23 protein-coding genes and 1 pseudogene are annotated in these 25589 nt (G+C 44.7%); 8 read left to right on the forward strand and 16 right to left on the reverse strand.

Going from position 1 to position 25589, the window contains the following annotated elements; all coding sequences use genetic code 11:
- The 5 genes from ACERC6_RS09330 to ACERC6_RS09350 all read right to left on the reverse strand — a co-directional run.
- Nucleotides 1-125, reverse strand: a 125-nt coding sequence (locus tag ACERC6_RS09330; protein ID WP_254596949.1) for a GTP-binding protein, incomplete at its 3' end; no start/stop codon positions are given.
- A 127-nt stretch (nucleotides 126-252) separates the two neighbouring features.
- Complete coding sequence (gene fusA / locus ACERC6_RS09335) at nucleotides 253-2382, reverse strand: elongation factor G (RefSeq protein ID WP_284673438.1); 2130 nt, start codon at nucleotides 2380-2382, stop codon at nucleotides 253-255.
- A gap of 142 nt (nucleotides 2383-2524) precedes the next feature.
- On the reverse strand, nucleotides 2525-2998 hold the full coding sequence (gene rpsG, locus ACERC6_RS09340; RefSeq protein ID WP_036364066.1) for a 30S ribosomal protein S7: 474 nt from the start codon (nucleotides 2996-2998) through the stop codon (nucleotides 2525-2527).
- Nucleotides 2999-3112: 114 nt separating this feature from the next.
- Complete coding sequence (rpsL, locus tag ACERC6_RS09345; protein WP_029102685.1) at nucleotides 3113-3487, reverse strand: 30S ribosomal protein S12; 375 nt, start codon at nucleotides 3485-3487, stop codon at nucleotides 3113-3115.
- A 159-nt stretch (nucleotides 3488-3646) separates the two neighbouring features.
- Nucleotides 3647-5326 (reverse strand): EcsC family protein, encoded by a 1680-nt coding sequence (locus tag ACERC6_RS09350; RefSeq protein ID WP_373628828.1) that lies wholly within the window; start codon nucleotides 5324-5326, stop codon nucleotides 3647-3649.
- Nucleotides 5327-5578: 252 nt separating this feature from the next.
- On the opposite strand from ACERC6_RS09350, the gene ACERC6_RS09355 reads away from it, so the two are divergent.
- On the forward strand, nucleotides 5579-6811 hold the full coding sequence (locus tag ACERC6_RS09355) for a beta-ketoacyl synthase N-terminal-like domain-containing protein (RefSeq protein WP_373628829.1): 1233 nt from the start codon (nucleotides 5579-5581) through the stop codon (nucleotides 6809-6811).
- Between the two features lie 188 nt (nucleotides 6812-6999).
- Nucleotides 7000-8349, forward strand: a complete 1350-nt coding sequence (locus ACERC6_RS09360) for an anthranilate synthase component I family protein (RefSeq protein ID WP_373628830.1) — start codon at nucleotides 7000-7002, stop codon at nucleotides 8347-8349.
- A gap of 81 nt (nucleotides 8350-8430) precedes the next feature.
- Here the strand turns inward: ACERC6_RS09360 and ACERC6_RS09365 are convergent, their stop codons facing one another.
- The 11 genes and pseudogenes from ACERC6_RS09365 to ACERC6_RS09415 all read right to left on the reverse strand — a co-directional run bounded on the left by ACERC6_RS09365 (nucleotide 8431) and on the right by ACERC6_RS09415 (nucleotide 19764).
- Nucleotides 8431-10218 carry an aminopeptidase P family protein gene (locus ACERC6_RS09365; RefSeq protein WP_373628831.1) on the reverse strand — a complete coding sequence of 596 codons (1788 nt, stop codon included), beginning with the start codon at nucleotides 10216-10218 and terminating at the stop codon, nucleotides 8431-8433.
- Between the two features lie 201 nt (nucleotides 10219-10419).
- Nucleotides 10420-10827, reverse strand: a complete 408-nt coding sequence (locus tag ACERC6_RS09370; RefSeq protein ID WP_373628832.1) for a hypothetical protein — start codon at nucleotides 10825-10827, stop codon at nucleotides 10420-10422.
- Nucleotides 10828-10985: 158 nt separating this feature from the next.
- Complete coding sequence (gene lnt, locus ACERC6_RS09375) at nucleotides 10986-12596, reverse strand: apolipoprotein N-acyltransferase (RefSeq protein WP_373628833.1); 1611 nt, start codon at nucleotides 12594-12596, stop codon at nucleotides 10986-10988.
- Nucleotides 12597-12696: 100 nt separating this feature from the next.
- Entirely contained in the window at nucleotides 12697-13263 is a 567-nt protein-coding gene (locus ACERC6_RS09380) for a YggT family protein (protein WP_373628834.1), read from the reverse strand.
- A gap of 34 nt (nucleotides 13264-13297) precedes the next feature.
- Nucleotides 13298-14128: a pyrroline-5-carboxylate reductase gene (proC, locus tag ACERC6_RS09385; RefSeq protein WP_373628835.1), complete on the reverse strand. Its 831-nt coding sequence runs from the start codon at nucleotides 14126-14128 to the stop codon at nucleotides 13298-13300.
- 49 nt (nucleotides 14129-14177) lie between these two features.
- Nucleotides 14178-15521 (reverse strand): tRNA lysidine(34) synthetase TilS, encoded by a 1344-nt coding sequence (gene tilS / locus ACERC6_RS09390; protein ID WP_373628836.1) that lies wholly within the window; start codon nucleotides 15519-15521, stop codon nucleotides 14178-14180.
- A gap of 74 nt (nucleotides 15522-15595) precedes the next feature.
- On the reverse strand, nucleotides 15596-16393 hold the full coding sequence (locus tag ACERC6_RS09395; protein WP_284673449.1) for an acetyl-CoA carboxylase carboxyltransferase subunit alpha: 798 nt from the start codon (nucleotides 16391-16393) through the stop codon (nucleotides 15596-15598).
- Between the two features lie 87 nt (nucleotides 16394-16480).
- Nucleotides 16481-18046 carry an exopolyphosphatase gene (gene ppx, locus ACERC6_RS09400; RefSeq protein ID WP_373630523.1) on the reverse strand — a complete coding sequence of 522 codons (1566 nt, stop codon included), beginning with the start codon at nucleotides 18044-18046 and terminating at the stop codon, nucleotides 16481-16483.
- A gap of 166 nt (nucleotides 18047-18212) precedes the next feature.
- Nucleotides 18213-19293 (reverse strand): annotated as a pseudogene (locus ACERC6_RS09405) (RluA family pseudouridine synthase).
- 46 nt (nucleotides 19294-19339) lie between these two features.
- Nucleotides 19340-19519 carry a hypothetical protein gene (locus tag ACERC6_RS09410; RefSeq protein ID WP_373628838.1) on the reverse strand — a complete coding sequence of 60 codons (180 nt, stop codon included), beginning with the start codon at nucleotides 19517-19519 and terminating at the stop codon, nucleotides 19340-19342.
- Nucleotides 19520-19608: 89 nt separating this feature from the next.
- Nucleotides 19609-19764, reverse strand: a complete 156-nt coding sequence (locus tag ACERC6_RS09415; RefSeq protein WP_284673453.1) for a hypothetical protein — start codon at nucleotides 19762-19764, stop codon at nucleotides 19609-19611.
- A gap of 234 nt (nucleotides 19765-19998) precedes the next feature.
- On the opposite strand from ACERC6_RS09415, the gene ACERC6_RS09420 reads away from it, so the two are divergent.
- The 6 genes from ACERC6_RS09420 to ACERC6_RS09445 all read left to right on the forward strand — a co-directional run bounded on the left by ACERC6_RS09420 (nucleotide 19999) and on the right by ACERC6_RS09445 (nucleotide 25495).
- Nucleotides 19999-23538, forward strand: a complete 3540-nt coding sequence (locus ACERC6_RS09420; RefSeq protein ID WP_373628839.1) for an Rne/Rng family ribonuclease — start codon at nucleotides 19999-20001, stop codon at nucleotides 23536-23538.
- Nucleotides 23539-23721: 183 nt separating this feature from the next.
- Complete coding sequence (locus tag ACERC6_RS09425) at nucleotides 23722-23964, forward strand: hypothetical protein (RefSeq protein WP_373628840.1); 243 nt, start codon at nucleotides 23722-23724, stop codon at nucleotides 23962-23964.
- A 9-nt stretch (nucleotides 23965-23973) separates the two neighbouring features.
- Complete coding sequence (locus tag ACERC6_RS09430; protein WP_373628841.1) at nucleotides 23974-24204, forward strand: hypothetical protein; 231 nt, start codon at nucleotides 23974-23976, stop codon at nucleotides 24202-24204.
- A 17-nt stretch (nucleotides 24205-24221) separates the two neighbouring features.
- On the forward strand, nucleotides 24222-24485 hold the full coding sequence (locus ACERC6_RS09435; protein ID WP_373628842.1) for a hypothetical protein: 264 nt from the start codon (nucleotides 24222-24224) through the stop codon (nucleotides 24483-24485).
- 55 nt (nucleotides 24486-24540) lie between these two features.
- Nucleotides 24541-24744 carry a hypothetical protein gene (locus ACERC6_RS09440; protein ID WP_373628843.1) on the forward strand — a complete coding sequence of 68 codons (204 nt, stop codon included), beginning with the start codon at nucleotides 24541-24543 and terminating at the stop codon, nucleotides 24742-24744.
- Nucleotides 24745-25153: 409 nt separating this feature from the next.
- Nucleotides 25154-25495: a hypothetical protein gene (locus ACERC6_RS09445; protein ID WP_373628844.1), complete on the forward strand. Its 342-nt coding sequence runs from the start codon at nucleotides 25154-25156 to the stop codon at nucleotides 25493-25495.
- Nucleotides 25496-25589 lie beyond the last annotated feature (94 nt).

The raw sequence follows: 25589 nt of genomic DNA on the forward strand, positions 1-25589 counted from the left end.
CCACCGTGGTGCTTAGCAGCAACAGTAGCGATAGCAGCAGTTAGTGTGGTTTTACCGTGGTCAACGTGACCGATGGTGCCTACGTTTACGTGTGGTTTGTTACGTTCGAACTTGGCTTTGGCCATGATATTATTCCTTTTTTAGAATGCTTAAGATAAATGATTATCCAGCAAATGATTAACTGATTTATGATACGCTCAATTATCAAATACAACTAAGCGTATCATAGCTTTAGATCAAGCAAGCAACGAATTACTCGTCGTCGTCATCTTTAGCGGTGAACTTCTTGATGATTTCGTCAGCAACATTCTTCGGAGTTTCTTGATATTTTGCAAACTCCATAGAGTAAGTTGCACGACCTTGAGACATAGAACGCATTTGAGTGGCATAACCAAACATCTCTGCCAATGGTACTTCAGCACGAATGGCTTTGGTGCCACCAGGCAAATCGTCCATACCTTGAACCATACCACGGCGACGGTTTAAATCACCCATGATATCGCCCATGTAGTCTTCTGGCGTTTCTACTTCAACTTTCATGATAGGCTCAAGCAGTGCTGGAGACGCTTGCATAAAGCCTTTTTTGAATGCCATAGAACCTGCCATCTTAAATGACAATTCATCAGAGTCAACATCGTGGTAAGAACCATCATATAGCGTCGCTTTAATATTCACTACAGGATAGCCTGCTAGAACGCCATTTTTCATACGCTCTTGAATACCTTTATCGACCGCAGCATGGTATTCTTTAGGTACAACACCGCCAACGATTTCTTCAGCAAATTCGTACTCAACTTCACCCATTGGGTCAAGTGGCTCAAGGCGTAACCAAACATGACCAAACTTACCACGACCACCAGTTTGGCGAACGAATTTACCTTCAACTTCAACGGTTTGACGAATGGTTTCACGGTAAGCAACTTGTGGTGCACCGATATTGGCTTCAACACCAAATTCACGCTTCATACGGTCAACAATGATGTCAAGGTGCAACTCACCCATACCAGAGATGATGGTTTGACCTGATTCTTCATCGGTACGCACACGGAATGAAGGGTCTTCTTTTGCCAAACGACCTAGAGCGATAGACATCTTCTCTTGGTCAGCTTTAGTCTTAGGCTCAACAGCCAAGCTAATAACTGGGTCTGGGAATTCCATACGCTCAAGAGTAATGACATTATCGTTGTCGCACAGGGTATCACCAGTGGTTACATCTTTTAGACCGACAAATGCTACGATATCGCCTGTACGAACTTCATCAACTTCGTTTTGACTGTTGGCGTGCATCTCAACGATACGACCAATACGCTCACGCTTCATCTTAACAGGGTTATACACGCTATCGCCTTGTTTAGCAACACCTGAGTACACACGAACGAAGGTTAGGTTACCTACATATTTGTCGTTCATGATTTTGAACGCAAGTGCAGCAAATGGCTCGTCATCAGAAGATTCACGGCTGCCTTCGGTCTCGTCTTTATCATCTAAAATACCTTTGATGGCTTCAACATCAGTTGGAGCAGGTAGGAACTCGATGACTGCGTCAAGCATACGCTGAACGCCTTTGTTTTTAAAGGCAGTACCACATAGCATAGGCTGGATTTCACATGCCAAAGTACGAGTACGCAAACCAGCAACGATGTCCTCACGAGACAAATCGCCTTCTTCTAGGTATTTGTCCATCAGCTCTTCTGAGCTTTCTGCAGCTGCCTCAACCATGTTGTTACGCCATTCTTCAGCGATATCAACCAAATCAGCAGGAATGTCGCCATACTCAAACTTCATGCCTTGAGATTCCACATCCCAAATGATGGCTTTCATTTCTAGTAGGTCAATGACACCTTCAAAACTGTCTTCTGCACCGATTGGCACAACCACTGGCACAGGATTACCGCCTAGACGAGTTTTTACTTGCTCAACCACACGGAAGAAGTTTGCACCAGTACGGTCCATTTTGTTAACAAATGCCAAACGAGGCACTCTATATTTGTTTGCTTGACGCCATACAGTTTCAGACTGAGGTTGTACACCACCAACCGCACAATAAACCATACATGCACCATCAAGAACACGCATAGAACGCTCAACTTCGATGGTGAAGTCAACGTGGCCCGGGGTGTCAATTAGGTTAATGCGGTGTTCTGGGAATTGGTCTGACATACCTGACCAAAAGCAGGTGGTTGCAGCAGAAGTAATGGTAATACCACGCTCTTGCTCTTGCTCCATCCAGTCCATCGTTGCAGCACCTTCATGCACTTCACCGATTTTGTGGCTTTTACCTGTGTAGAACAAAATACGCTCTGACGTGGTGGTTTTACCTGCGTCAATGTGAGCTGAGATACCGATATTACGATATCTATTTAAGGGAGTCTTACGAGCCATAATTTTTCCTAGAAAAATTCTGATTAAATTTGGTGTCTAATGGTCTGTTAATAAACCATGACCACCAGACTTATCATTGGGTCAGATGGCAAACACCCAACCCATGCCTTTTTGAAAAAGGCTAAATACACTCTTAATAAAATTAAAAGCGGAAATGCGAGAACGCTTTGTTAGCGTCTGCCATACGGTGAACATCATCACGCTTCTTAATGGCAGCACCTTTACCTTCTGCAGCATCATTTAGCTCGCCTGCTAGGCGTAGAGCCATTGATTTTTCAGAACGCTTAGCAGCAGCATCAGCCAACCAACGCATTGCTAGGGCTGTACGACGGGAGGGGCGTACTTCCATAGGTACTTGGTAGGTTGCACCACCCACACGGCGAGCTTTAACTTCTACTGTTGGGCGAACGCTCTCTAGTACTTCTTCAAAGAAAGCCACAGGATCTTCAACATTGCGTTTAGCGGCAACAGTTTCTAGTGCACCGTAAACGATTTTTTCTGCGACTGATTTTTTACCATCTACCATAACATGGTTAATAAATTTTGCGATGGTTTGGCTGCCGAATTTTGGATCTGGTAGGATTTCACGGGCAGCGACGACACGACGTCTTGGCATAATAGTTTCCTTATATCTTCAGGATAATCTGGTATAAAAGCTAGCTTAACCAGCCTTACTGCGTAAATGGGCTGGGCACACCACACCCTAAATACGCAAAAAATGTCTTTAGGCTTATGCCTTAGGACGCTTAGCACCGTATTTAGAACGGCCTTGCTTACGGTCTTTAACACCCGCACAGTCAAGTGCACCACGCACGGTGTGATAACGAACACCTGGTAGGTCTTTTACACGACCACCACGGATTAGTACAACACTGTGCTCTTGAAGGTTGTGGCCTTCACCGCCGATATAGCTAGATACTTCATAGCCAGAAGTTAGGCGTACACGGCACACTTTACGCATGGCTGAGTTAGGTTTTTTTGGAGTCGTAGTATATACACGAGTACATACGCCACGACGCTGTGGGCATGCTTGTAGTGCAGGTACTTTCGACTTTTCGGTAATGGTCTTACGACCCTTACGGATAAGTTGGTTTGTGGTTGCCATTGGCAATTTCTCCCGTTATTAACAATATGGCTAATCTAATGAAATAGCCGACTCTCCCCATTTAGGGGCAATATATTATAGATGAAAAGATAAAAAGATACAAGGGCGAATGAAAAATCATCCACCCTTGTGCCATTTTCTTATCAGTCATGAAGAAGTTTAGCTATCTTGTTCGTTGTCTTTTTGAGTGCTGTCCGTCAAAAGATGTGGGCGTCTTGGGCAAAAAGTTGCCATTGCCGTACCTAGCACTTCTTCAATGAGCTCACGATTATAATACACGCCTGCACCCACTGACGCCATCGGCAAGATTCGTGTAAACCAACTAACATTGAGCTTATCAATATCAATGTATCGTGAAAAATCATCAAGCTGCTTGGCAAAATTATCAGTCGTACGGTATTTTAGCCCAATATTTTTAAGCTCTTGCTTTAGACTTGAATCTTGAGCATTGATAAAAAACACATTCCCAAAGGCAAGTGCAGTTAAGATGACCTGTTTTTCTTGTAGCTTACTTAGGTTTGCACCAGACAACACGCCATAGGCAATTTTTACACCCTCTGCACCCACCAAAGGCTTATCATAAATCAGTGCAATCTGATAAACAGACTTTAACGATACCATCAGTAGCCATGCGGTATCTGCAATGACGCCTTTTACTCCAAACAGCCCAGACAATCCGCCCATCACCGCTAACGCTCGATTCTGATTGGCGATATCTCGTGCAAAATCATCACGCTCAGCATCGGTTAAAATTGACAGCTTATCAAAGCGACTGTCCTTTTGTAGGTCTTTTTTTGCCCAGTTGTTCGCCCAATACGCCGCCTTATCAAAGAGTTTTTTTGATAAACTACCCGCCTCCATGCTTGGAACTACCTTACCCACCAAAGACTGTGCTTTAGCAAGCCTACCACCAAATAATTGCGAACCAATGGTTGATGCTTGCATTCTAAAGGCATCTTCACCAAAATCACCACTACCCAAATCCACTGGGGTAAAATCCTTAGTAAAAGAAGCGTTCGTACCACGCAGATAAACACCAATCTTGCCAAGCAAAGACTGGCTCTCTTGTGAAGATTGCTCGCCTTGAGCTTGAATTTTTTCAACTTGAGTTTCAATCTGGTAAGCCATGTGATCTACTCGGTCTTGAGTGCTTTGCTTGACCTCCTCAAAAACCTCTTGAAGCTGGTCTTTTACTTCGTCCGCCTTCTCCCTGCCCTGCTCTAACACCTCTTGAGCTTTTTGTTTAAAATCCCCAATGACCGTTTGAGCTTTTTGTTGGGCATCGTTAATGACATCCCCTGCTTTTTCTTTTAACTCATCTGCTTTTTCTTGAAGCTCGCCTTTAACTGTATCTACTTTATCTTTGGCAGTCTCTAAAGTTTGCTCGGCTTTTACTTTGGTGTCGGCTGCCACATCCTCGATTTGTTCTTTTAAGTTGGTGATTTTTTCTGTGGTATCTACCTTTAACTCCTCAGTCTGACCCTGTACCACTTCTTTGACTGCTTGAGTTTGATGAACAACCTTATCTTTGACATCATCAATATCAGTCTTTATGTCAGCTGTTTGTTGTTTAATTTCCTCTTTTATTTCTTTGGTTTTTTCTTTGGCAATGTCTGCTTTTGATTCAATCAGTTCTTTAGCCTGTTTTTCCACCGCTTTGGCTTCTTCGGCTTTATCTGCCTTTTGATCCACTTCTTCTTTGACAGATCCTTTTACCACCAGTACATCTTGCACTGATTTGTTGGCAATATCTACATGACCCACAACCTCCACACCATCGGTATTTTCTAGGGCTTCGGCAAATTGGTCTAAATTGTCGGTTTTTGGTGTGTTTGACATGATTTTCTCCTTAAAAATTAACCATTAAAGAGTAACATAAACACACCAATTTCGCTAAATAAAAAGTTAGGCAAATTGTTACTATATCAATCAAATATTACAGAGCGTTTAGATAAGTAAGAATCCGTAGAAAAAATACACGGAATACTTTAGAAAACTTTTCCCATGCGTTAAATAATTTGTTACAATAGCACCAATACAAGTGTAAACTTTGAGACACTTGGCAATTTATTTAATTGATAAGGAAAAACCATGAAAAGAGTCGTGATTACAGGCATGGGCATTGTCTCAAATATCGGCAATGATTTAGCCACTGTTACCGACAGCCTAAAAACTGGAAAGTCTGGTTTGATTTACAATCAAAGCTATGCTGATAACGTCTTTAAGTCTTGCGTATCAGGCTCGATTGATCAAAGCCTACTTGATACCTCTGCCATTGACCGCAAACTAAAACGCTTTATGTCAGATGCCAGTCTTTATGCCTATGTGTCAGCACTTGCTGCCATAAAAAATGCAGGGCTAAGTGTAGATGATATCGCCAATAACCCACGCATTGCGGTCGTGGCTGGCTCTGGCGGAGCAAGCACCGCCGATGTGGTCAATTCGGTGGACAACATGAAAGCAAAAGGACTTCGTGGTGTTGGGGCGGTCTCTGTCCCAAAAATCATGAGTAGCACAGTATCAGCAACGCTAACCACTGGTTTAAAGATTAAGGGCATCAGTTATTCACTTTCATCTGCCTGTGCCACATCTAGCCATTGCGTGGGTCATGCGATGGAGCTGATTCAGCTTGGCAAAGCAGACATGGTGTTGGCAGGCGGTGGAGAGAGCGAGCATTGGACGCAATCGTGTATGTTTGATGCCATGGGAGCAATGAGTACTCAGTACAACGACACACCTACCACCGCAAGCCGTCCTTATGATGCCACTCGTGATGGCTTTGTCATCGCAGGTGGTGGTGGCATGGTAGTCGTGGAGAGTCTAGAGCATGCACAGGCTCGTGGAGCGACAATTCTTGCCGAAATCGTGGGCTATGGAGCGACCTCAGACGGAGCGGAAATGGTCGCACCCAGTGGCGAAGGGGCAACTCGCTGTATGCAAATCGCACTGGCTCAAGCAGGGCTTGACACGGTGGACTATGTAAACTCGCATGGCACCAGTACGCCACTAGGCGACATCACTGAGTTGCACGCCATCTCAGACGTGTTTGGCGGTGCGGACAAAACCCCGCCAATCAGCTCAACCAAATCCATGACGGGGCATAGCCTAGGAGCGGTGGGCGTACAAGAGCTGATTTATTGCGTGCTGATGATGAATCATGATTTTATCGCCCCAAGCATTAACATCACCAACATGGACGAACAAGCCAAGCCTTTTGACATCGTTCAGACCACACGCCAAACCGAGATTGACACCGCCATGAGCAATAGCTTTGGTTTTGGTGGAACAAATTCGGCCTTGGTGGTAAAAAAGTTTAAAGGCTAACAATCAAAAGGGCTGTGAAAAAAATCATAGCCCTTTTAGATTATTCATTGAGTAAAAGTTCTTACAACCGTTCTTGGCGTCTTTTAATTTAAATGAATAAATGAGCTAAGTAAACTCATCAACCGCCCCTTTTTCTTTTTCCTATTTTGTTTTACAATTTGCCTGTCATCAGTCTATTCACTTCCACCATGCTCACATACCCCATTCATACTACGCACACCCCAAGCCAACTGGTCGCACTCATTGCCACACATCACCCTGATTGGCAGGTGTGTTTTTTAAACAATAATCACCGCCCTGTCATCGGCATTCACCCTGTCATATCATGGATAGCGACTTTTACAGATACGCTATTGATAGATAGACAAGCACGCCATACCAAATCTCAACGCTATACATCTACTTATACTGACTGGCAAAACGAGCTTATCGCCTATTGCCAGAACCAAACCATCACACCCACACATCAAGGCGACTACACACATGGCTTGATGGGTTTTATTGGTTACGACCTGTCCGCTCATGAATTAAATGCTGATATTGCCATCAAGCCAAATCAGCCTTGTGCTTATTTTGGGCATTATGATATTTATTTAAAGCCATGCGAACATGGATTTAGCTTGATTGGCATGAATGATGATGTGTGCATTTTTGATGAAGTAAAAGCTACATTAAACGATTTACTCAATCAAAAATTACCACAACCAACATCCGCCCAATTTGTCCCATCATGGCAAAAGGTGGATTATGCCCATGCTTTTAATCAAGTTCAAGAATACATCAAAGCAGGCGACACCTATCAAATTAACCTAACCCAAAGTTGGCAAGCAGATTTGACCGACTTGGCAAGTTTTTTGCCCATTTTGGGGCGAACGATGAATGCCCCTTTTGCAGGTTATTTGTCATTAAATGGTTTTGAACTTTTGTCAGTATCGCCAGAGTTGTTTTTTGAGTTTTATCAAAAAAACAATCACATTCATCTTACCACCAAGCCCATCAAAGGCACACGCCCACGACACAGCGACCCTGTGCTTGATGATGAACTAAAAAATGAACTGGCAAATAGCGAAAAAGACATCAGCGAAAACTTGATGATTGTGGATTTACTGCGTAATGATTTGGGTAAATACGCCCATATCGGCACGGTAAAAACCCCAAAACGCTTTGCCATTGAGAGTTTTAAAAATATTCATCATATGGTTAGCACCATCACAGCACAATTAAATCATACGCATTCTTTGGAAGTGTTATTTGGTTCTTTGCCCGCAGGCTCTATCACAGGCACACCCAAAAAAAGGGCGTGTGAGATTATTCATGAATTAGAAGTCTCACCTCGTGGGGCGTATTGTGGGACAATGGGTTATCTAAATTTTGATGGGTCAGGCGTGTGGAATGTATTGATTCGCACCTTACAACAATCCAACAAATGCGAGCTTTGGGCAGGTGGCGGCATTACCATCAAATCTGATATGGCTGATGAATACCAAGAATGCACCGACAAGGTGGGGGCGATTATCAGACTGATGGCACAGTCCTAAGTCTTAAGCCCTAGCTTAAGACAAGCCCTAAAAATCCGCCCTTTTTGGACGGATTTTGGGTTGGGTCAAGATAAGCACCGCTTAAATCGCCTGCGTGCGTTCAATGAGCCACGCCTTAGCATCACCATCAACCAAATCAAGTAGCTCATCATGCACTTTTTGATGATAGTTGTTCAACCAGTCTTTTTCTTGAGCAGTCAATAGCTCGGGCAAAATCAAGCGAGTGTCAAACGGACATAAGGTCAAGTCTTCAAATTTAGCAAACTCACCATATTCGGTGCTATGAGCAGGTATGGTTGCTACTAGGTTTTCTAGGCGAACACCCCACTTACCCTCACGGTATAACCCTGGCTCATTACTGGTAACCATGCCAAGTTGCAGGGTGCGTTCTGGCAACACAGGTGCAGTACGAGAGATGACTTGTGGACCTTCATGAACATTTAGAAAATAACCCACGCCATGACCTGTGCCATGCCCATAATCAAGACCCTGTTGCCATAGCTGATTGCGTGCCAGTACATCAATCTCAGCCGATAAAATACCCACAGGATAAACCGCCATGGCTAGGGCAATATGTGCCTTTAAAACAAAAGTAACATCACGCTTTTCATCATCGCTGATATCGCCCACGCCTGCCATACGAGTAATGTCGGTTGTGCCATTATAATACTGAGCCCCTGAGTCAATCAGTAGCAATCCAGAACCTTTGATATTGGCATGATACGCTTGGGTCGCCTTATAGTGGACGATTGCCCCATTGCCCTGAAAGCCAGCAATGGTATCAAAACTTGCCGAAACATAGTGTGGCTGTTTACTACGAGCCTCGGTCAGCATATCGGCAATATCAAGCTCACTGGTGGCAACACCTTCTTTGATGCGTTTTTCAAATTCACTAAAAAATTCACACAACGCCGCTCCATCTTGTCGCATCGCTTGGCGAATATGGGTCAATGCTGATGTGGTCTTGACCGCCTTAAATACGGTGCTTGGGTTGGTGGCATGTACAACGCTTAGCCCACCTACCTCTTTTAGCGTACCGACACTCACTTTGGCAGGATCAATCAGTAGCACGCCTGATAACATTGATAACGCCTTAGACACATTGTCATAATCATCAATCTGAACACCTGCTGCCAGTAGTACTGCTTTTGCTGCGTCATTTAGTTTATTTTGATGAACAAATAAAGTTGCACAATCTTGGTTGATGAGTAAGTGCGACAAGAAAACAGGGTTGAACGACACATCACTACCACGCAGATTGGTCAGCCATGCGATGTCATCAAGACTAGAAATCAGATGATGATCAGCCCCCAACTCACTCATCTTGGCACGCACTTTGGCGAACTTAGCAGTAGCAGATTCATCAATGAACAACTCACCGTGCGGATAAATTGGACTATCTGGCAAGGCAGGACGCTCATGCCATACTGACTGCAACAGATCAGATTCGGTGGCAAGTTTAATGTTTTTGTCCTTAAAAATCTCAGATAAAGTAGTACTCTCCGATACAGACAGCACCGCCCCATCAATCGCAACCGTCGCACCACTTGGTAGATTTTCTGCCAAAAACTTACCAAAAGTTGGGTGCCCTTGTGTCATTTTTTTAAGTTCGATGCCTGTACCTTCAAGCTGTATGGGTGCTTGTACCCAATAGCGTGCATCCGTCCAAAGCCCTGCAAAGTCTTGGGTGATGACCAAAGTGCCTACAGAACCTGTAAACCCAGAAACCCATTCACGACCTTGCCAATAGATAGGCAAATATTCTGATATGTGCGGATCAGCCGATGGGATAATCAATGCGTCAATTTGATGCGACTGCATCACAGCTCGAAGACTCTGCACACGCTCACGATGGATGTTGGTTGTCATATCCGCTCCTTTTTGGGAATTGTTAAGATTGATAATCAATGACAATTGATAGTAAATGCTTGGTTATTCTATCACAACTTGTTTGGATTTGCCTGATGATAAATACAAATAAAAAACCTTGCTCATCTAGCAAGGTTTTATCTGCAAAAATAACTTAAAAATCAAGAATGCTTCTTTAAGTTATCCTAATAACAATCAGGCTTATTTTTGCTTGTCCGTTTCAGCAACTTCTTCTTGAGTAGCTTGCTTGTCTTCTGCCACCTTAGGCGTTGGAGCGGTATTGGTGGTGTCTGCTGGTGCAGTCTGAGCAGCAGGCTTATCTTCAGTTGCTGTTGCTTGAGTTGGTGCTTGGGCATCTTCTGCCGTTTGCTCAAGTTTATCTTGAGCTTCAGCCACTGCCGTGTCGCTCGCTTGAGTAGGCTGTGCTTCTGCCGTGCTTGACTCTACAGTCTGTTCTTGTTCAGTTGGTGTTGCTGGCTGATGCTCGCCTGCTGGACGGAGAAAAGCAGAAATACCAATAGCAACAATCATCACAAGTAAAAGAACGATACCAACAAGAGCTGTAACCGACTCTTTGATTGGGTTATTATTTGATGCATCATGTGCCATAAATCACCTGTCGTAACGATGGGTTAATTAAATTAAGTATTTGGGATAACGGTTTGGGTAAACTTTACCCTATTATATACCAATTTTTGTATTTTTGTACAATTCCTTTCGCATATCAAGGAATTATTGTACAAAAAGCTTACTAAATAGCCCAAAAATCAATCACGCACGCCTTTGGCGGTATAATATCTTTGGGTGCGGCTGCTTGATATACTGCTTTTTCTTGCCACAAAGCTAAATACAATCAACAATAAAGCCAGTGCCAATATCGGATAACTACCAAAGCGTACAAATGGCGTCACACCTATTAGACTTGGCACTTCGCCACGCAATACCGTACGCTCAAACTGCGGTACAATGGCGTCAATACCACCTTTGTGATTGATGATGGCAGTTACACCTGTGTTGGTAGCACGCATAAAATATCGTCCTGTCTCAAGGCTACGCATCTGCACTATTTGTAGGTGCTGCCAAGGTCCTGCTGTCGTGCCAAACCACGCATCATTTGAAACCGTTACTAGCACATCGGCATTTTTTGCATTATGGCGTGTGGTATCAGGATAGGCGACCTCATAACAAATCGCCGCACCAATGGTGTGGTCTTTCACTGCCAATGGCGATTGATTGGCATGACCACGACTAATGCTCATCAAGCCTTGCATATTATCCAGATTTGGTAGGATATTTAGCATTCCTTCAAATGGAATATACTCGCCAAATGGTACAAGCTGTTGTTTCCTGTAAAGACTATCGCCAGTAGCATCAATCGCCGCCACACTGTTATAAATCGGTGGATAGGCGTGTTTATTCTCATCATAACCCTTTAGGTCTCGGTAAAGCAGTCCTGTTATCCAACTTGACTGGCTGTCATGAGCTTGTTTTGCCATGTCTTGCAAAAATGGCATGGCTTCATCATGAAACATCGGAATTGCTACCTCAGGCCATACCACCACATCACGCCCCCACTCGCTCTTTGTGAGATTGTCATAAATCTCAAGCGTCTGTGTTTGATAGTCAGTGAGCCATTTCATATCTTGAGAGATATTGCCTTGCACCAAAGACACGGACAGCGTTCTGCCATCAGGCTCAACCCAATCCACCGACTGAAGCACAAAACCTACCAATATGGCAAGTATTGACAGCACCAAAAATCCAACTTTTTGGTAAAATAACTCAACCACCGATGCGGCAAACAGCACCACCACAAAGCTGATACCAAAGACACCAAGCACAGGGGCAATACCAGAAATCCACGACTGCTCAGTAAAGGCATATCCCACAAACAGCCAAGGAAAGCCTGAAAGCACCCATGTTTTTAGCCATTCTTGCACCACCCACAATGACGCAAATGCAAGTGGCTGACGACCCAAAAAACACACAAATACGCAAGCAGATACCGCATGAAACAGCCCCATAATCAGTGCCATCAGCCCAATCATCACCGCCGCCGCCCACGCTGGTACATGACCATACTCATGAATAGAGTTGTACAACCATGACGCACCAACCACCCACACACCAAAACCATACGCCTGCCCAATCCAAAACGCTCGGCGAGTGCTCATCTCATTGATGAGCAAGGCATATACCCCCATGACAGAAAAAATGGCAAGTGGCCACAGATAATACGGAGCAAGCGAAAAACTAAATACCAACCCCGCCACAAGCGATAATAGTATGGCAAGAGCGATGGGAAGTCTTGGTGTGGAGATTTTTGCCTTGCCCTGCTTATTGGCAATGACTGATTGATGAATGGATTGGACTGTCATGATACAAGCTACTTAAAATACTAAAAAATAAGTTAAAAATAAAAATGGTAAAAATAGGTCAATCGCCATAGCAAAAAACACCGTCAGACCTGCCCAAATATCACATTCTAGATAAAATGTTGTGCCCAATAATACCAATAAAATCTTCTGCCAAGATGAATGCAAATAACGCAGCGATGGGCGATAAATCAATCATACCCAGATTCGGCATGATACGGCGAAAGGGAGCGATGATGGGTTCGGATAATTGCATGGCAATGTGTATGACCGGATGGTTGGCATTAAACAGCATAATCGCCCAACTCGCCACCACAGAACCGATGATGATATAACGCATCATTGATAAAAACTTAATAATCGCCTGTAGCGTCCCTGCAAAAAACAGCGTAATCTCATTGATGGGTCGTTCAAGAATGAACGCATTCGCCGCCAAATTGAGCCAATACAGCATCAGCATGAGCAAAATAGCAGCAAGACTGATGCGACCTGCTCCCACATTCGGCACAGCCCTTGATAGCGTATCTACGATACCTGTCATGCGCTTGATGGCTTGGGCGTAGGGGTTGCTCGCTTCAATCTCGGCAAACCCAAACATAAAGCGAATGAATAATACCAGCAACGCAAAGTTGATGAGCATATTAACAATAATATAAAGTGGCGTGTTCATAACTGTCTGTCTGTATAGATGAAATGGTCAAAGGCTAAGCTGACGGCTTGCCAAGTTCTATGCTGCGGTCAACACACGCTTGCATTCCTGCCCGAATGACTTCGCCGACATCACGCTCGCCAAAGACAGCCAAAGCTGCTGCGGTCGTACCGCCTTTTGAGGTTACCTGCTCACGCAAGGTCTTAGGGTCATTATGTCTAGCAAGCTCGCCTGCACCGATAAGGCTTTGAATGACTAGTGCCTTTGCGTCATCAGTACCAAGACCAAGCTCGACCGCCTTATCAATCATGTGTTCTAGGATATAAAAAAAGTAGGCAGGGGCAGAGCCTGCCGCCGCTGTTACTGCGTGCATCAGTGCTTCATCATCAAGCCAAGCCACAAGACCAGATGCACTCATGATGGCGTCTGCTACCGCCTTGTCCGACTCGCTAACATCTGCTTTTGCATACATTCCTGTCGCCCCAAGACCGATGGCTGATGGCAAGTTTGGCATACTACGCACCACTCTTTGATGACCGCCCAGCCACGCACACAGCGTATCCACCGTCAGACCTGCCGCTACCGACAGCACCAACTGACCTGACAGATGGGGGATAAGCTCTTGACAGACCCCTTGCATCCCTTGTGGCTTGACAGACAAAACCACCACATCAGCATCAGACACAACTTCATTGACATCGTCAGGGCTGACCGCCTGCACACCTTTGGCAACAAAAGAGACTCTTTTTGGCTCATTGCGGTCGGATACGGCAATCTGAAAATCTAACCCTTTGTCCTGTTTTAGTTTTAGCAGTCCATCAATGATGGCATTTGCCATATTGCCACCACCGATGAAGGTGATTTTTTTTGCTGATAAGATGCTCATGTTATTTCCAATGTATCTAAATGACATCATTGTACACCATCTGCGTCCATCACGCAAAGTAAGCACCCACGCCTGCCATCTCGCTTGCTGTATCAAGTCTCCACGCCCTATTGACACTCACAAGCAATACAGGGCGACCTGTCGCATAAACCACCCACACACTTTGTCTTAGCCATGCAGCCAGTCCAAGCGTCTGCATGAATTTTTTGCCAGACAGTTGTCTACCCCCAAAAGGTATGCTCATCTGCCTATCCCAAGCCACCACTTGTAATGGCACGCCGTGCAACCCATCAGGAACTTGCCATACAAGTGATACATCAGCCAATGTTTTTAGTACCACTTTACCTGATGAAATCAGACCATTGCAAGACTGGGCAGGCAACATCAAACAATCCCAAACCGGCTGACGATAGCGATATAAATACCCTTGATAATAACAGATGACATAAGCAGACACACCCTGCCAAAATAGTCGAGTCTGATGATTGGTGTCTTGTCTATGAATCAGCTGCAGTATATCATGAATCAGCCGATGAGCAGGTGGCACAGGCTCACCCACTGCTAGCCAACGATGAATGAGTGCTGACTGCACAGACTTAGGTAACCGAACAACTTTATCAACCGACAATACCTGAACATTAGAGAGACAGCCAAGCTGTTTGATATTGCACTCAGACAGTTTATCATCAATGAGCATCTGCACCATGTCATCTGCATCTGCTAGCAACTGACTACTGCGGGCAATGTTTTGTATCATCTTTGGGTTGATCTGTTCAAATATGGGTAGCACATGGTTACGCAGTTTGCCACGCACATGGGCATCGTCAGTATTTGTTGGGTCATCAACATATGGCAACTGGCATTCTTTGGCAAAACAACTGATACTCTTTCGGTCAGTATGTAATAACGGTCGCCATAACCACACCGCCTTATGCCCATCATGTTTTTTTTGCCAAGTACGCATCGCAGACAGTCCACGCACGCCTGCCCCATCAATCAGACGCATGAGTAAAGTCTCTGCTTGATCGACTGCATGATGTCCCAACATCAGCACATCGCCATCATTCATCACATAAAGCATCGCTTGATAACGGCACTCTCTGGCATTGGTCTCGTTGGCGTGCGTTAAGCTAATGCGTTGTATATGGCAATCAAAACCATTATCCACCGCCCAATCCGCCACCAACTTCGCCCAGTCATCATTGGCACACTGCCAACCATGATGGATATGTAAAATGGTGGGCAAAGAATCAATCTTGCCTTGCTCATACAGCAGTTTGCAAGCGAATGCCAACGCCAACGAATCTCGCCCACCACTGCAAGCAAGATAGCACCGCCTATGTGCCAAAAAATCACGGCACTCCCCAAAAGCATCCGAAAGTTTATCCAACATACTGCACAAAAAAAGACCAGAATGCGATATTCTAGCCTTTTTGGGGTAAATTTGATAGATAAATTTATTCATCACTACAAAGATACAGAAGAATCAAATGCCATCAACCTTTGGTAGCGTTTTTCTAACAGCTCATCGGTCGGCAAAGCTGACAACTGTGTTAATTGACACGCCAACAGTTCTTTTAAGGCACTCATGACCACCTCAGGGGATTCGTGTGCACCCGCCCCTTCTGCGATGACCTCATCAACAAGACCCAACTGGTGTAGATTATTGGCGTTTAGTTTGAGTGCTTCTGATGCGTCAGGGGCTTTTTCGGCAGTCTTCCATAAAATAGACGCACAGCCCTCTGGCGAGATGACCGAATAGATGCTATTTTCTAGCATATTCACCTTATCTGCCACACCGATTGCCAACGCCCCACCTGAACCACCTTCACCAATGACCGTAGCGATGATGGGTGTTTTTAGGCTACTAAATACAGCAATAGACTTGGCAATCGCTTCTGCTTGCCCACGCTCTTCTGCACCCACACCAGGATACGCCCCTTGTGTGTCAATGAAAGTAAATACAGGCAAGCCAAAGCGTTCGGCAAGCTGTACCAAACGGATAATCTTGCGATAGCCTTCTGGGTTTGCCATGCCAAAATTATGGGCGATACGCTCACGAGTTGAGCGACCACGATGCTGACCCACCACCAATACAGGTTCACCGTTAAAACGAGCCAACCCACCCAAAATCGCCCTATCATCAGCAAATGCCCTATCGCCATGCAACTCATCAAATTCTGTAAACAATGCCGATACATAATCCAAAAACAGCGGACGCTTGGCATGGCGAGCAAGCTGAACACTTTCCCAAACTGTACTCATCTTTTTTTTATTCCCAATGAACAAATGTAAACTTAGTTAGTTTAGCATATTTTTTATTTTATGGCATCTTTTTTTATCAGTGCCTAATTATCCAGGGCAAGCCATCACATCCAAACACACCCCCCATTTGGCAAACTGTGCCACATCTAGGGTAAGCTGTGAGTAGATGAGTGTCTCGTGTAGACCTTCTCCTACCGTTACTTGCCAATGATTTTTGGTAAGTATTTTTAAGGAGATGGGGGCGGCTTTGGTTGTTCGGCTTTGGTTTGCTTGTACGGCTAGGCGTAAAATCAAGCACAGATGAACCAGTTTTCTTCCGCCCAAATTCTCGGCAGCCTCTAGGTTTTCTGATTTTAGTTTGCGTCTGTGATTAAGAGCGATATGTGCCATCATCGCTTGACCGACTTGTGAAAACCCTGCAATGTCCGAAAACTCAAGCAAATAAGCACTGTGTTCTTGATAATGACTATGACCGATGGCAAGACCGATTTCATGCAGATTGGCGGTTCGTCTTAATAGGTCTTTGTCTTCATCACTAAAGTCTAAAGCGTTTTTGGCGACATCAAACAATCTGGCACAGGTCGCCATCACACGCCCTGCTTGCTTAATATTGACCGAATATCGCTGTGCCATCGCTGCCACAGAGCGATCTCGAACATCTTCGTTGCTTAGGCGACCGAGCATATCGTACATCACGCCTTCACGCAATGCCCCATCAGAATAGCCAAGCTGTTTTACGCCTAAAGTTAGCATGATGGCATACAACTCTGCCACACCTGCAGGAAATACCGCTTGGCGGTGGGCTTTTACCCCCTCAAAGTCAATCTTATCAATGCGTCCTAACTTAATCAGACAGCGTTTTAGCTTTTGCATACCCTGTAGGGTAATAAACTCATCAGCAAGACCCAACTCTTGTAAGACCAATAACGCTGCCTTTGCTGTGCCTGATGAAGCAATGGCGTTATCCCAGCCCACTTTTTTGTAGCGTTTTTCTATGGGTAACAGCTCGGTTTGGGTGGCTTTCATCGCTTTTTCAAAGGCGGATTCGGTGATTTTACCACCAGCAAAAAACTTCTTGGTAAAAGACACACAGCCCATCTGCAAAGATTCCATCTCAATAGGCTCAAAGCCTTGACCGATGATAAACTCGGTTGAGCCACCGCCGATGTCAATGACTAAGCGTTTATCCGTACTGGCATTAGAATGCGATACACCCAAATAAATAAGGCGAGCCTCTTCACGACCTGAGATAATCTCAATCGGCTTGGGAAGTAGCTGATTGGCACGCCTGATGAACTCTTGGGCATTGACTGCTTTACGCAGGGCGTTGGTGGCGACCACACGCAGTAGATTGGGATTGATTTCGGTCAAATGTTGGGCGAAGCGATGCAAACAATCAAACCCTCTTTGCATTGCCTCTTCTGACAGCACATTGTTCTCATCAAGACCTGCGGCAAGTTGTACTTTTTCTGAGATGGATGCAACCTTGCGAATCTCGCCATGATCAAGTCTTGCAATCGCCAGATGAAAGCTGTTTGACCCCAAGTCAATTGAACCGATTAGCTCTTCACGACCAACGAGTGCCTCTGCTTCACTGATGGATTGGGCGATTTGTTGATGGCGGGCGGTGGTATCTATCATGACAGGTTTCATAACAACTCTCAATTTTTTATAACCGTTTGGTCTTATCATTGATATACTATCATCCAAACGCTAAATTGCCAATAACCGATACGATAAAACCTTAAGTTCGTGCGTTGGCTTGTGCGTTTTGCCATATTGGTCATCAATCAAACAATTGGTACAGACAAATAACCACCTAAAACCCATCGCCTACCCAGTGCTTTATGTCATCAGGCAATGGTGCCTCAAACACCTGCAAGCCCTCTGTCATAGGCACGGCTATCCGCCAAGCGTGCAGGCATAGGCGTTTGATGCCTACTTGTTCCGCCAGTTGTTGCTCATTTTTGGACTGATATTTATCATCGCCAAGCAAGGTATGACCGATACTTGCCATGTGGACACGAATCTGATGGGTGCGACCTGTCAAAGGGCTTGCCTTCACCAAACTCACTGGCATACCATCAATAAGAAAACAATCCAGCACTTCTATTCTCGTCTGCGATGGCTTGCCTGCTTCATCTACTCTGACACGCCGTTCGCCACTATTTAGGGTGTATTTTAGTAGGGGTTTATCAATCAGCTGACTACCCATCAGCGTACCATGAACCAGACACAAGTAGTCTTTTTTGATGGTTTTTTGGCGAAAATGCTCTTGTAAACCCTTTAGGACACTGCGTTTTTTGGCAATCAATAACAACCCTGATGTCTCTTTATCAATGCGATGAATCAGCTCTAGGTATTTTTTCGCTGTTACCACTCGCATCGCCTCAATCACCCCAAAACTCTCGCCAGACCCACCATGCACCGCCAAGCCGTGCGGTTTGTTCAACACAATCAAACCTTCATTTTCAAAAATCACCCTACCTAGCAGACCATTAGCAAAACTCTCAGACACCACAGGTTCATCACGCACCGAAAGCCTGATGGGAGCGATACGCACCACATCGCCCACATTGAGACGGTCGTGTGGCTTACAGCGTTTTTTGTTGATGCGGATTTCATCATCTCTGATGAGTTTATATAAGTGCGAGCGTGGCAAACCCTTTAAGCGAGCAAGCAAAAAATTATCAATACGCTGACCGTCTTGGTTGGCAGTTACGGTAATAAAATTAACACGACCAAAATCACTGATGGTCTCATCGGCACTTTGGTTGGTTGGGTGACTTGGGCGGTGATTGGTGGGTTTTTTGGTGAAATTTTGAGTTTTTTTCATGTTTTTGCCAAAAATGGTTATTTTTTTGTAGGAAAATTGGTAAATTTTTGGTATAGTTTAGCATGTTGCGTAAAAAAAGGCGAAGCTCTCAACAAAAAGAGACCGCTTGCCTATGATGATTTGTCAAATCGCTTATAAAATATCGGTTCACAACGCCTGATTTTATAACCGCCAAGCGAACGCAAGGCAGCAAGAACGGACTGACACACCGACCTGACCATCACCGCAACCGACAATATATATTTTTTGGCAACCATGCCGCAACATTCGTTTGAGAGACGACCCATCATTTTGATGTGAATCGCCCTTTGGCTGTTTTTGCCAAATGGCAAATTTAGTAAGTTTTTTTATTGTTGTTAAAACATCGCCATGTGTTGGCTCAGATACACAAGACAAACTCTGTATCCGACCAAGAAAACCCCAACGCATGACGAACCGTTGATGACATCATTGGTGCAAGCAATGATAACCAGATGGCAATTAGCACGCCATCATCACATACTTTTTTTGATGACACTTGGGCTTTTTGATACATTGATTGGCGTTATTGATACGCCATGATGAATACAAACTCAAAACAACGGTGGCTTCATCAGACAACACAACACTTTTAGACAACAGCTTTTAGGTGATTTTTTTTGATACACCATCAAATCAATCGCACAACTCACTCAATGTATTTTTGACCGCCATCAGGCAGTCAACGACCCACTCAAACGATGTTGCTTAACCTAGCTTGGCAGCCCCAAGCATACCATTAAGGAACATCATGAAACGCATTTTAATCAACGCCACACACAACGAAGAAATTCGTGTCGCACTCTGCAAAGACAATCATCTGTATGATTTTGACCTAGAAAACCGCACTCGTGAACAAAAAAAAGCGAACATCTACAAAGGTCATATCACTCGTGTTGAACCATCACTAGAAGCAGCATTTGTTGAATACGGTTCGGTCCGTCAAGGCTTTCTACCCCTAAGAGAAATCGCCCCAGAATACCTACACGGCAATGTGCGTGAAGACAACATCAAACAACTCTTAAAAGAAGGCGATGAGGTCATCGTACAGGTTGAAAAAGAAGAGCGAGGCAATAAAGGTGCTGCCCTATCCACTTATATCTCGCTGGCCGGTCGCTATCTGGTACTGATGCCAAACAACAGCAAGGCAGGCGGTATCAGTCGCCAAATCTCGGGCAAAGTCCGTGAAGAGATGAAGCAAATCATCGCCAGCTTATCCATTCCTAAAGGCATGAGTGTCATCGTGCGTACCGCTGGGCTTGGTAAGGGTTTTGACGACCTACAAAACGACCTAAACCACCTGCTAGACATTTGGAGCTCTATTTTAGACCAAAACAAAAAACGCCCAAGCCCTTGCTTGGTTCACCAAGAAGCAGGTGTGGTTACTCGTGCCGTGCGTGATTATCTACGAGATGACATCAGCGAGGTGTGGATTGATAGCGAACACGCCTACAATGAAGCCGCCAACTTCATCGCTGCTGTCATGCCAGCACAACTGGACAAACTGCGTAAATACACAGAATATGAACCAATGTTTGCTCGCTTTGGTATCGAACGCCAAATAGAAACCGCCTATCAGCGTGAAGTGCGTCTGCCATCAGGTGGCTCAATCGTCATTGACCAGACCGAAGCGATGGTCTCTATTGACATCAACTCATCAAAATCCACCAAAGGCTCAGATGTCTCTGAGACCGCTTATCACACCAACCTAGAAGCAGCTGATGAGATTGCTCGTCAGTTACGCCTAAGAGATATGGGCGGTTTGATTGTTATTGATTTTATTGACATGAACGATCCACGCCACCAAAAAGATGTTGAAAAGCGTCTGATTGATGCAACTCGCCATGACCGTGCCAGAGTACAGTTCGCCGAAATCTCCAAATTCGGTCTGATGGAGATGAGCCGTCAGCGTCTGCGTCCATCGCTAGAAGAATCCACAGGCTACATCTGCCCACGCTGTCATGGCAATGGCATGATTCGTGATTTGCGTTCACTTGCCCTATCCATCATGCGTCAGATTGAACAAATCTCCTTAAAAGAACGCACAGGCGAAATCCAAGCAGAAGTGCCGACCGAGATTGCAGCGTTCTTATTGAACGAAAAGCGTGAAAGTCTGGTCTATCTGGAGCAAGACTCTGGCACACGCATCACCATCTTGCCACACGCACATCTTGAAAGTCCAAACTTTAGCCTACACTTCAACCCAGATGGCTTTGCTCCGTCTAGCTACGAACGCATCGTTAATGCCGAAGAAGAGATGGAAGATCGTGGCTATGAAGTTAATTGGCAGGCACACAATGAAACTGGCGATGCTGATGTGCCAAATCGTTGGCAAAAAGCCCAAACCAACACAGACCATCGCAAAAAGACCGCCGACAGACCAGATAAACAAGACAAGCAACCTAAGACGCAAGCAGAACCACAATCACAGCCACAAGTAGCGGCTTGGCTATCCAACCTGTTCGCCCCAAAACCACAAGCAAAACTGGCAGGGTCATTGAATAACTCAAGTGCCGCCGCCGCCATTGAGTCCATCGTCAATGGCGGTGGTATCAGTCTGGGTGCTAGCGGTGTGGCAACCATCATCAATCAAGACAGCTCACCAAAAAAAGAAACACATCAGCGACCCACAAAAGACAAGGCTGAGCGTGAAGAGACCCAAGAGCGTAGAAGCAGACACAAAAAAACCAAAAAAGAAACACCAACCGAAGAGACCAAAGACCTAAAAACCCAAAAAACAGATAAGACCGACAAGACAGACCAAAAACCCAAAAAAGAAGAATCAGCCTATCCAAAAAGAGAAGCCGGTTCACGCCGTGAAGCACGAGGCGAGATAGTCCGTGAAGAGACGCTCACACCAGAGAACAACAGAAATCTTAAAAAAGACCACAAAAAAGCCAGTGAACAGCACACCAAAAAACACGCTGAACATAGCAATCCTGATGAAGTCGTGGTCAGTATCAAAGCAATCCCAACCAACGAGTCGGCAGGCAAAGTGGTTCATCTATCCTTAGATAACAGCAAGCCCACCACCCAAGCCCAAGCTGACATCAGCGATGATGATAGCCACACCGCACCGACCAAAGCGGTGGTTGAGACAGTAGCCAAGTTCAGCTCTGATGATACACAGGCACTATCTGTACAGGCTCAAGCCGACCACGCCCCTGCCAATCACAAGATAACAACTGATGATACGCTTCAACAAGACAAGCCAAAACAGCCAGTGGTTGAGCAAACACAGCCCAAGCAGGTAGCCCAAAGCGTGTTCACCCATGACGCTCGCATCAGTAAACTTGCCCTACAGATGGACAAAGCAACGAACGACCCACGAGTCGTCATGGCAGTTCTACAGACCACTGCCCCCATCAGCGGTACAGCAGGCGAGTTCATCACTCGTGTGCTAGGTCAAAATGTGGGCGATGATTTCATCACCAACTTCACCAATGCCGTTGCCAAACACCGTACAACGACTGATGAGGTGTTTAGCTTCGCCAATTATGGTTATGTGCCACTGCCTGAGGACTATTTGGCAGCATTTGACAGACAGACCAGCGTCGCTTCACGCATCAGCACGCCACAGGGTAAAACCGAAGTCGCTCTGCCACGCACCACTCAGCGAGCCGACAACGACCCACGAGGTCAGCTCACCGAGACGCTCGGCACATCTGATGACCATCAAGAACCAAGCGACAAGAACACCGCCCAAGATGACTTGATGACTACTGCCATAACTGCTGAACAAACCCCAGCTCAGATGCCTAAGGTTCAAGACGCACCACAAGCAAAGCAAGCACCTACTGAGCATGACAGCCAGCAAGAGCAGGCAATCTCTACTCAGACCGAGCAAGACAGTCCAAGCGAACATCAAAAGATGTTCGACCAAATAGATAAGGCGATAGAACAAATCAAAGAAACAGCTGATGATGTCGCACAGACCATCAACAATAAAATCACCGATTTATTTGATGGGCTTGATGACCCCCAAGAGGACAAAAACCATCAAGCCAAACAAGACGAACAGCCTGCCGAACAACCGACAACACCAAAAGCGGACGACAGCACCAAAAAACCCAAAAAACGCACCAACAGCTACAAAGACATGATAGAAAATGTCGCAGGTCAGCTGTTGCCACAAGTGGGGATTTTGAATTTAGCACAGCCAAAACCTGCCAAAACTCGCATCAAAAAAACCGCAGGCAAAGGCGACAACAAGCCAAAATCTGAGGTCAGAAAAGCCGGCTCAAAGGTAGCCAAAGCTAAGGCTGAGACCAAAAAACCCAAAGACGAATAACCCAAGTTTATTCATCAAAAAAAGAGAGTGTCATAACTCTCTTTTTTTGATGGGCTTTTTGGTGTATCAAAGAGAGATTAAGGCACAGAAAATCGCTGATTCATACATCAGCGTTGCCAAGCTATTAAACATTGCTCGTCTGCTCAGTGTGCGTCACTGGCATGACTAATAAAGGATTTTTCAATGAACACAGAACAAGCAAAAGATTTAACCATAGATGATACTGTAGCGAGCTTCAGAAGAACAACCACCCCTGCACTAATCGAAAGATGCTGGAATGATGTTGATATCGATGACGAAGATCCTACCGCAGTGTTAGTGCTAGAAGTATCATCAGAATACGCTGAATCTATCGGTGCCGAAGCTGCTGATGAAGATGATTTTGCCGCACATGGCGATTGGGATATTATTGGTGGCAAAAATTAGGTGACAAAAATGAGTAAAAATAACAAAAAACCAGATGATTTTGGCAAGGCTATTGATAACGCCATAGAAGGCAAGCCGTTGGATAGTTCTAAAATTTGGGTGGGTAGCACGCCAAAAGTTTTACAAATGCTTGGTGTACAAGACTTGCCCGTCTATATCCACAGAAAAACGGTACTAAAAGATGCTATCAGAAAACACAACATCACCGTCTCGGACTTAAAAGCAACCCAAGCCAGCTAGAACATCCAATTGCCATCATGAAGTCAGCACAGACATCTAGCAATCCAAACGCTTATTTGGTTCTGACCGAACTGATTGAAAAAGAAAATACAAAAGATAAACCTGTCATCGCTATATTGTCTGTCACACAAAAACAAGACGGCATAGAAATTAATTCGGTGTATGGTAGAAGCAAAAGCCAAATTGAAAGAGATTTGAACAATGTGCTGTATTGGGATAACAAAAAAGGTCAGCAATTTATTGATAGCTTCGGGTATCAATTACCCCCCCTCGCCATCTAATGCTGACCCTTGCCATAATTATAAAACAGATCAAGATTTAAATCAATACATTTTAGTGCAAAATAGCAGAGAACACGCCGAACAATTTTTAAAAACTGCCGAAGAAATCAAAGCCTATTTGGGATATGCACCATCTAAACAGCATAATGTCGAAATTCCAGCCGATGACAAAGGCAGTAAACTTGGCTCAAGCAAAAATGATGAACATTTAGCCAAACTTAATACCACTCACAGCTTGGCTAATGACCGCCAGAGCTGACATCTGCTCAGCTCATCATCAATAGACATAACATCACCAAAAGCACCAAATAATATCATTATCAATAGTAACAATAAGATAACAATATTGTTGTATTATTTTATCTACCCCCTGCGGAAGCAACTTTATGGTAAAATATCTCTCTTAAGCTAAATATACTAGCAACAATTTTAATCAATCCTAAAACTTAAGTTTGGAATGGTTGCCAATCAGTTGCAACCAAAAAACACCCACACGATCAAACCAAGCAATGCATGGCACTGTTTGGCGATGGGTATCTGCCTTTTAAGTGTTTGGCAGAATTTCATTCAGCAGTCATCATTTGTGAGTAAATTATGAATAAAAAACCAATAAAAAGCACAACAAGAGCTGTGCTATCCATACCAACAACTCTGGTATGCCAGTTAAGATGAAAGCCCTGACACTGGCGGTGGTATCCACTTTGTCCATGATGGCTGCTGCACAAACAAATGACAGTAATGTTCGGAACCAGACTGTTAATGGTAATTTGACTGTGCAAGGTACTGCGCGTCTTGCAGGTAATTTGACTGTGAACAACAGTGTGACACTTAATAAGGGTTTGACGATTAATGGTAGCACGCTAACCGCCAGAAGTAGTTTGACTGTATCAGGGGATACAAAGCTTGGAAGTTTGACTGCAGGGACTACAAAACTGGGAAATACAAACGCAAGTGGTTTGAATGTGACAGGGGCTACAACCCCCCTTACCAGTCAATTTACCCTATCATAGCAATCAATGGCTAATTTTTCTATGCGAATTATTCATAAATACCAATAAATCATCAAAATTGTCAATAAATTTACCACAACCGCCCAAAATTTCG

This window comes from Moraxella sp. E33BD (assembly GCF_041807865.1).
Taxonomy (GTDB): Bacteria; Pseudomonadota; Gammaproteobacteria; order Pseudomonadales; family Moraxellaceae; genus Moraxella; species Moraxella haemolytica.

Coding starts and splice junctions, on each gene's coding strand:
- fusA (WP_284673438.1), bottom strand. CDS start 2,382: ATGGCTCGTAAGACTCCCTTAAATAGATATCGTAATATCGGTATCTCA.
- rpsG (WP_036364066.1), bottom strand. CDS start 2,998: ATGCCAAGACGTCGTGTCGTCGCTGCCCGTGAAATCCTACCAGATCCA.
- rpsL (WP_029102685.1), bottom strand. CDS start 3,487: ATGGCAACCACAAACCAACTTATCCGTAAGGGTCGTAAGACCATTACC.
- ACERC6_RS09350 (WP_373628828.1), bottom strand. CDS start 5,326: ATGTCAAACACACCAAAAACCGACAATTTAGACCAATTTGCCGAAGCC.
- ACERC6_RS09355 (WP_373628829.1), top strand. CDS start 5,579: ATGAAAAGAGTCGTGATTACAGGCATGGGCATTGTCTCAAATATCGGC.
- ACERC6_RS09360 (WP_373628830.1), top strand. CDS start 7,000: ATGCTCACATACCCCATTCATACTACGCACACCCCAAGCCAACTGGTC.
- ACERC6_RS09365 (WP_373628831.1), bottom strand. CDS start 10,218: ATGACAACCAACATCCATCGTGAGCGTGTGCAGAGTCTTCGAGCTGTG.
- ACERC6_RS09370 (WP_373628832.1), bottom strand. CDS start 10,827: ATGGCACATGATGCATCAAATAATAACCCAATCAAAGAGTCGGTTACA.
- lnt (WP_373628833.1), bottom strand. CDS start 12,596: ATGACAGTCCAATCCATTCATCAATCAGTCATTGCCAATAAGCAGGGC.
- ACERC6_RS09380 (WP_373628834.1), bottom strand. CDS start 13,263: ATGAACACGCCACTTTATATTATTGTTAATATGCTCATCAACTTTGCG.
- proC (WP_373628835.1), bottom strand. CDS start 14,128: ATGAGCATCTTATCAGCAAAAAAAATCACCTTCATCGGTGGTGGCAAT.
- tilS (WP_373628836.1), bottom strand. CDS start 15,521: ATGTTGGATAAACTTTCGGATGCTTTTGGGGAGTGCCGTGATTTTTTG.
- ACERC6_RS09395 (WP_284673449.1), bottom strand. CDS start 16,393: ATGAGTACAGTTTGGGAAAGTGTTCAGCTTGCTCGCCATGCCAAGCGT.
- ppx (WP_373630523.1), bottom strand. CDS start 18,046: ATGAAACCTGTCATGATAGATACCACCGCCCGCCATCAACAAATCGCC.
- ACERC6_RS09410 (WP_373628838.1), bottom strand. CDS start 19,519: ATGATGGGTCGTCTCTCAAACGAATGTTGCGGCATGGTTGCCAAAAAA.
- ACERC6_RS09415 (WP_284673453.1), bottom strand. CDS start 19,764: ATGTATCAAAAAGCCCAAGTGTCATCAAAAAAAGTATGTGATGATGGC.
- ACERC6_RS09420 (WP_373628839.1), top strand. CDS start 19,999: ATGAAACGCATTTTAATCAACGCCACACACAACGAAGAAATTCGTGTC.
- ACERC6_RS09425 (WP_373628840.1), top strand. CDS start 23,722: ATGAACACAGAACAAGCAAAAGATTTAACCATAGATGATACTGTAGCG.
- ACERC6_RS09430 (WP_373628841.1), top strand. CDS start 23,974: ATGAGTAAAAATAACAAAAAACCAGATGATTTTGGCAAGGCTATTGAT.
- ACERC6_RS09435 (WP_373628842.1), top strand. CDS start 24,222: ATGAAGTCAGCACAGACATCTAGCAATCCAAACGCTTATTTGGTTCTG.
- ACERC6_RS09445 (WP_373628844.1), top strand. CDS start 25,154: ATGAAAGCCCTGACACTGGCGGTGGTATCCACTTTGTCCATGATGGCT.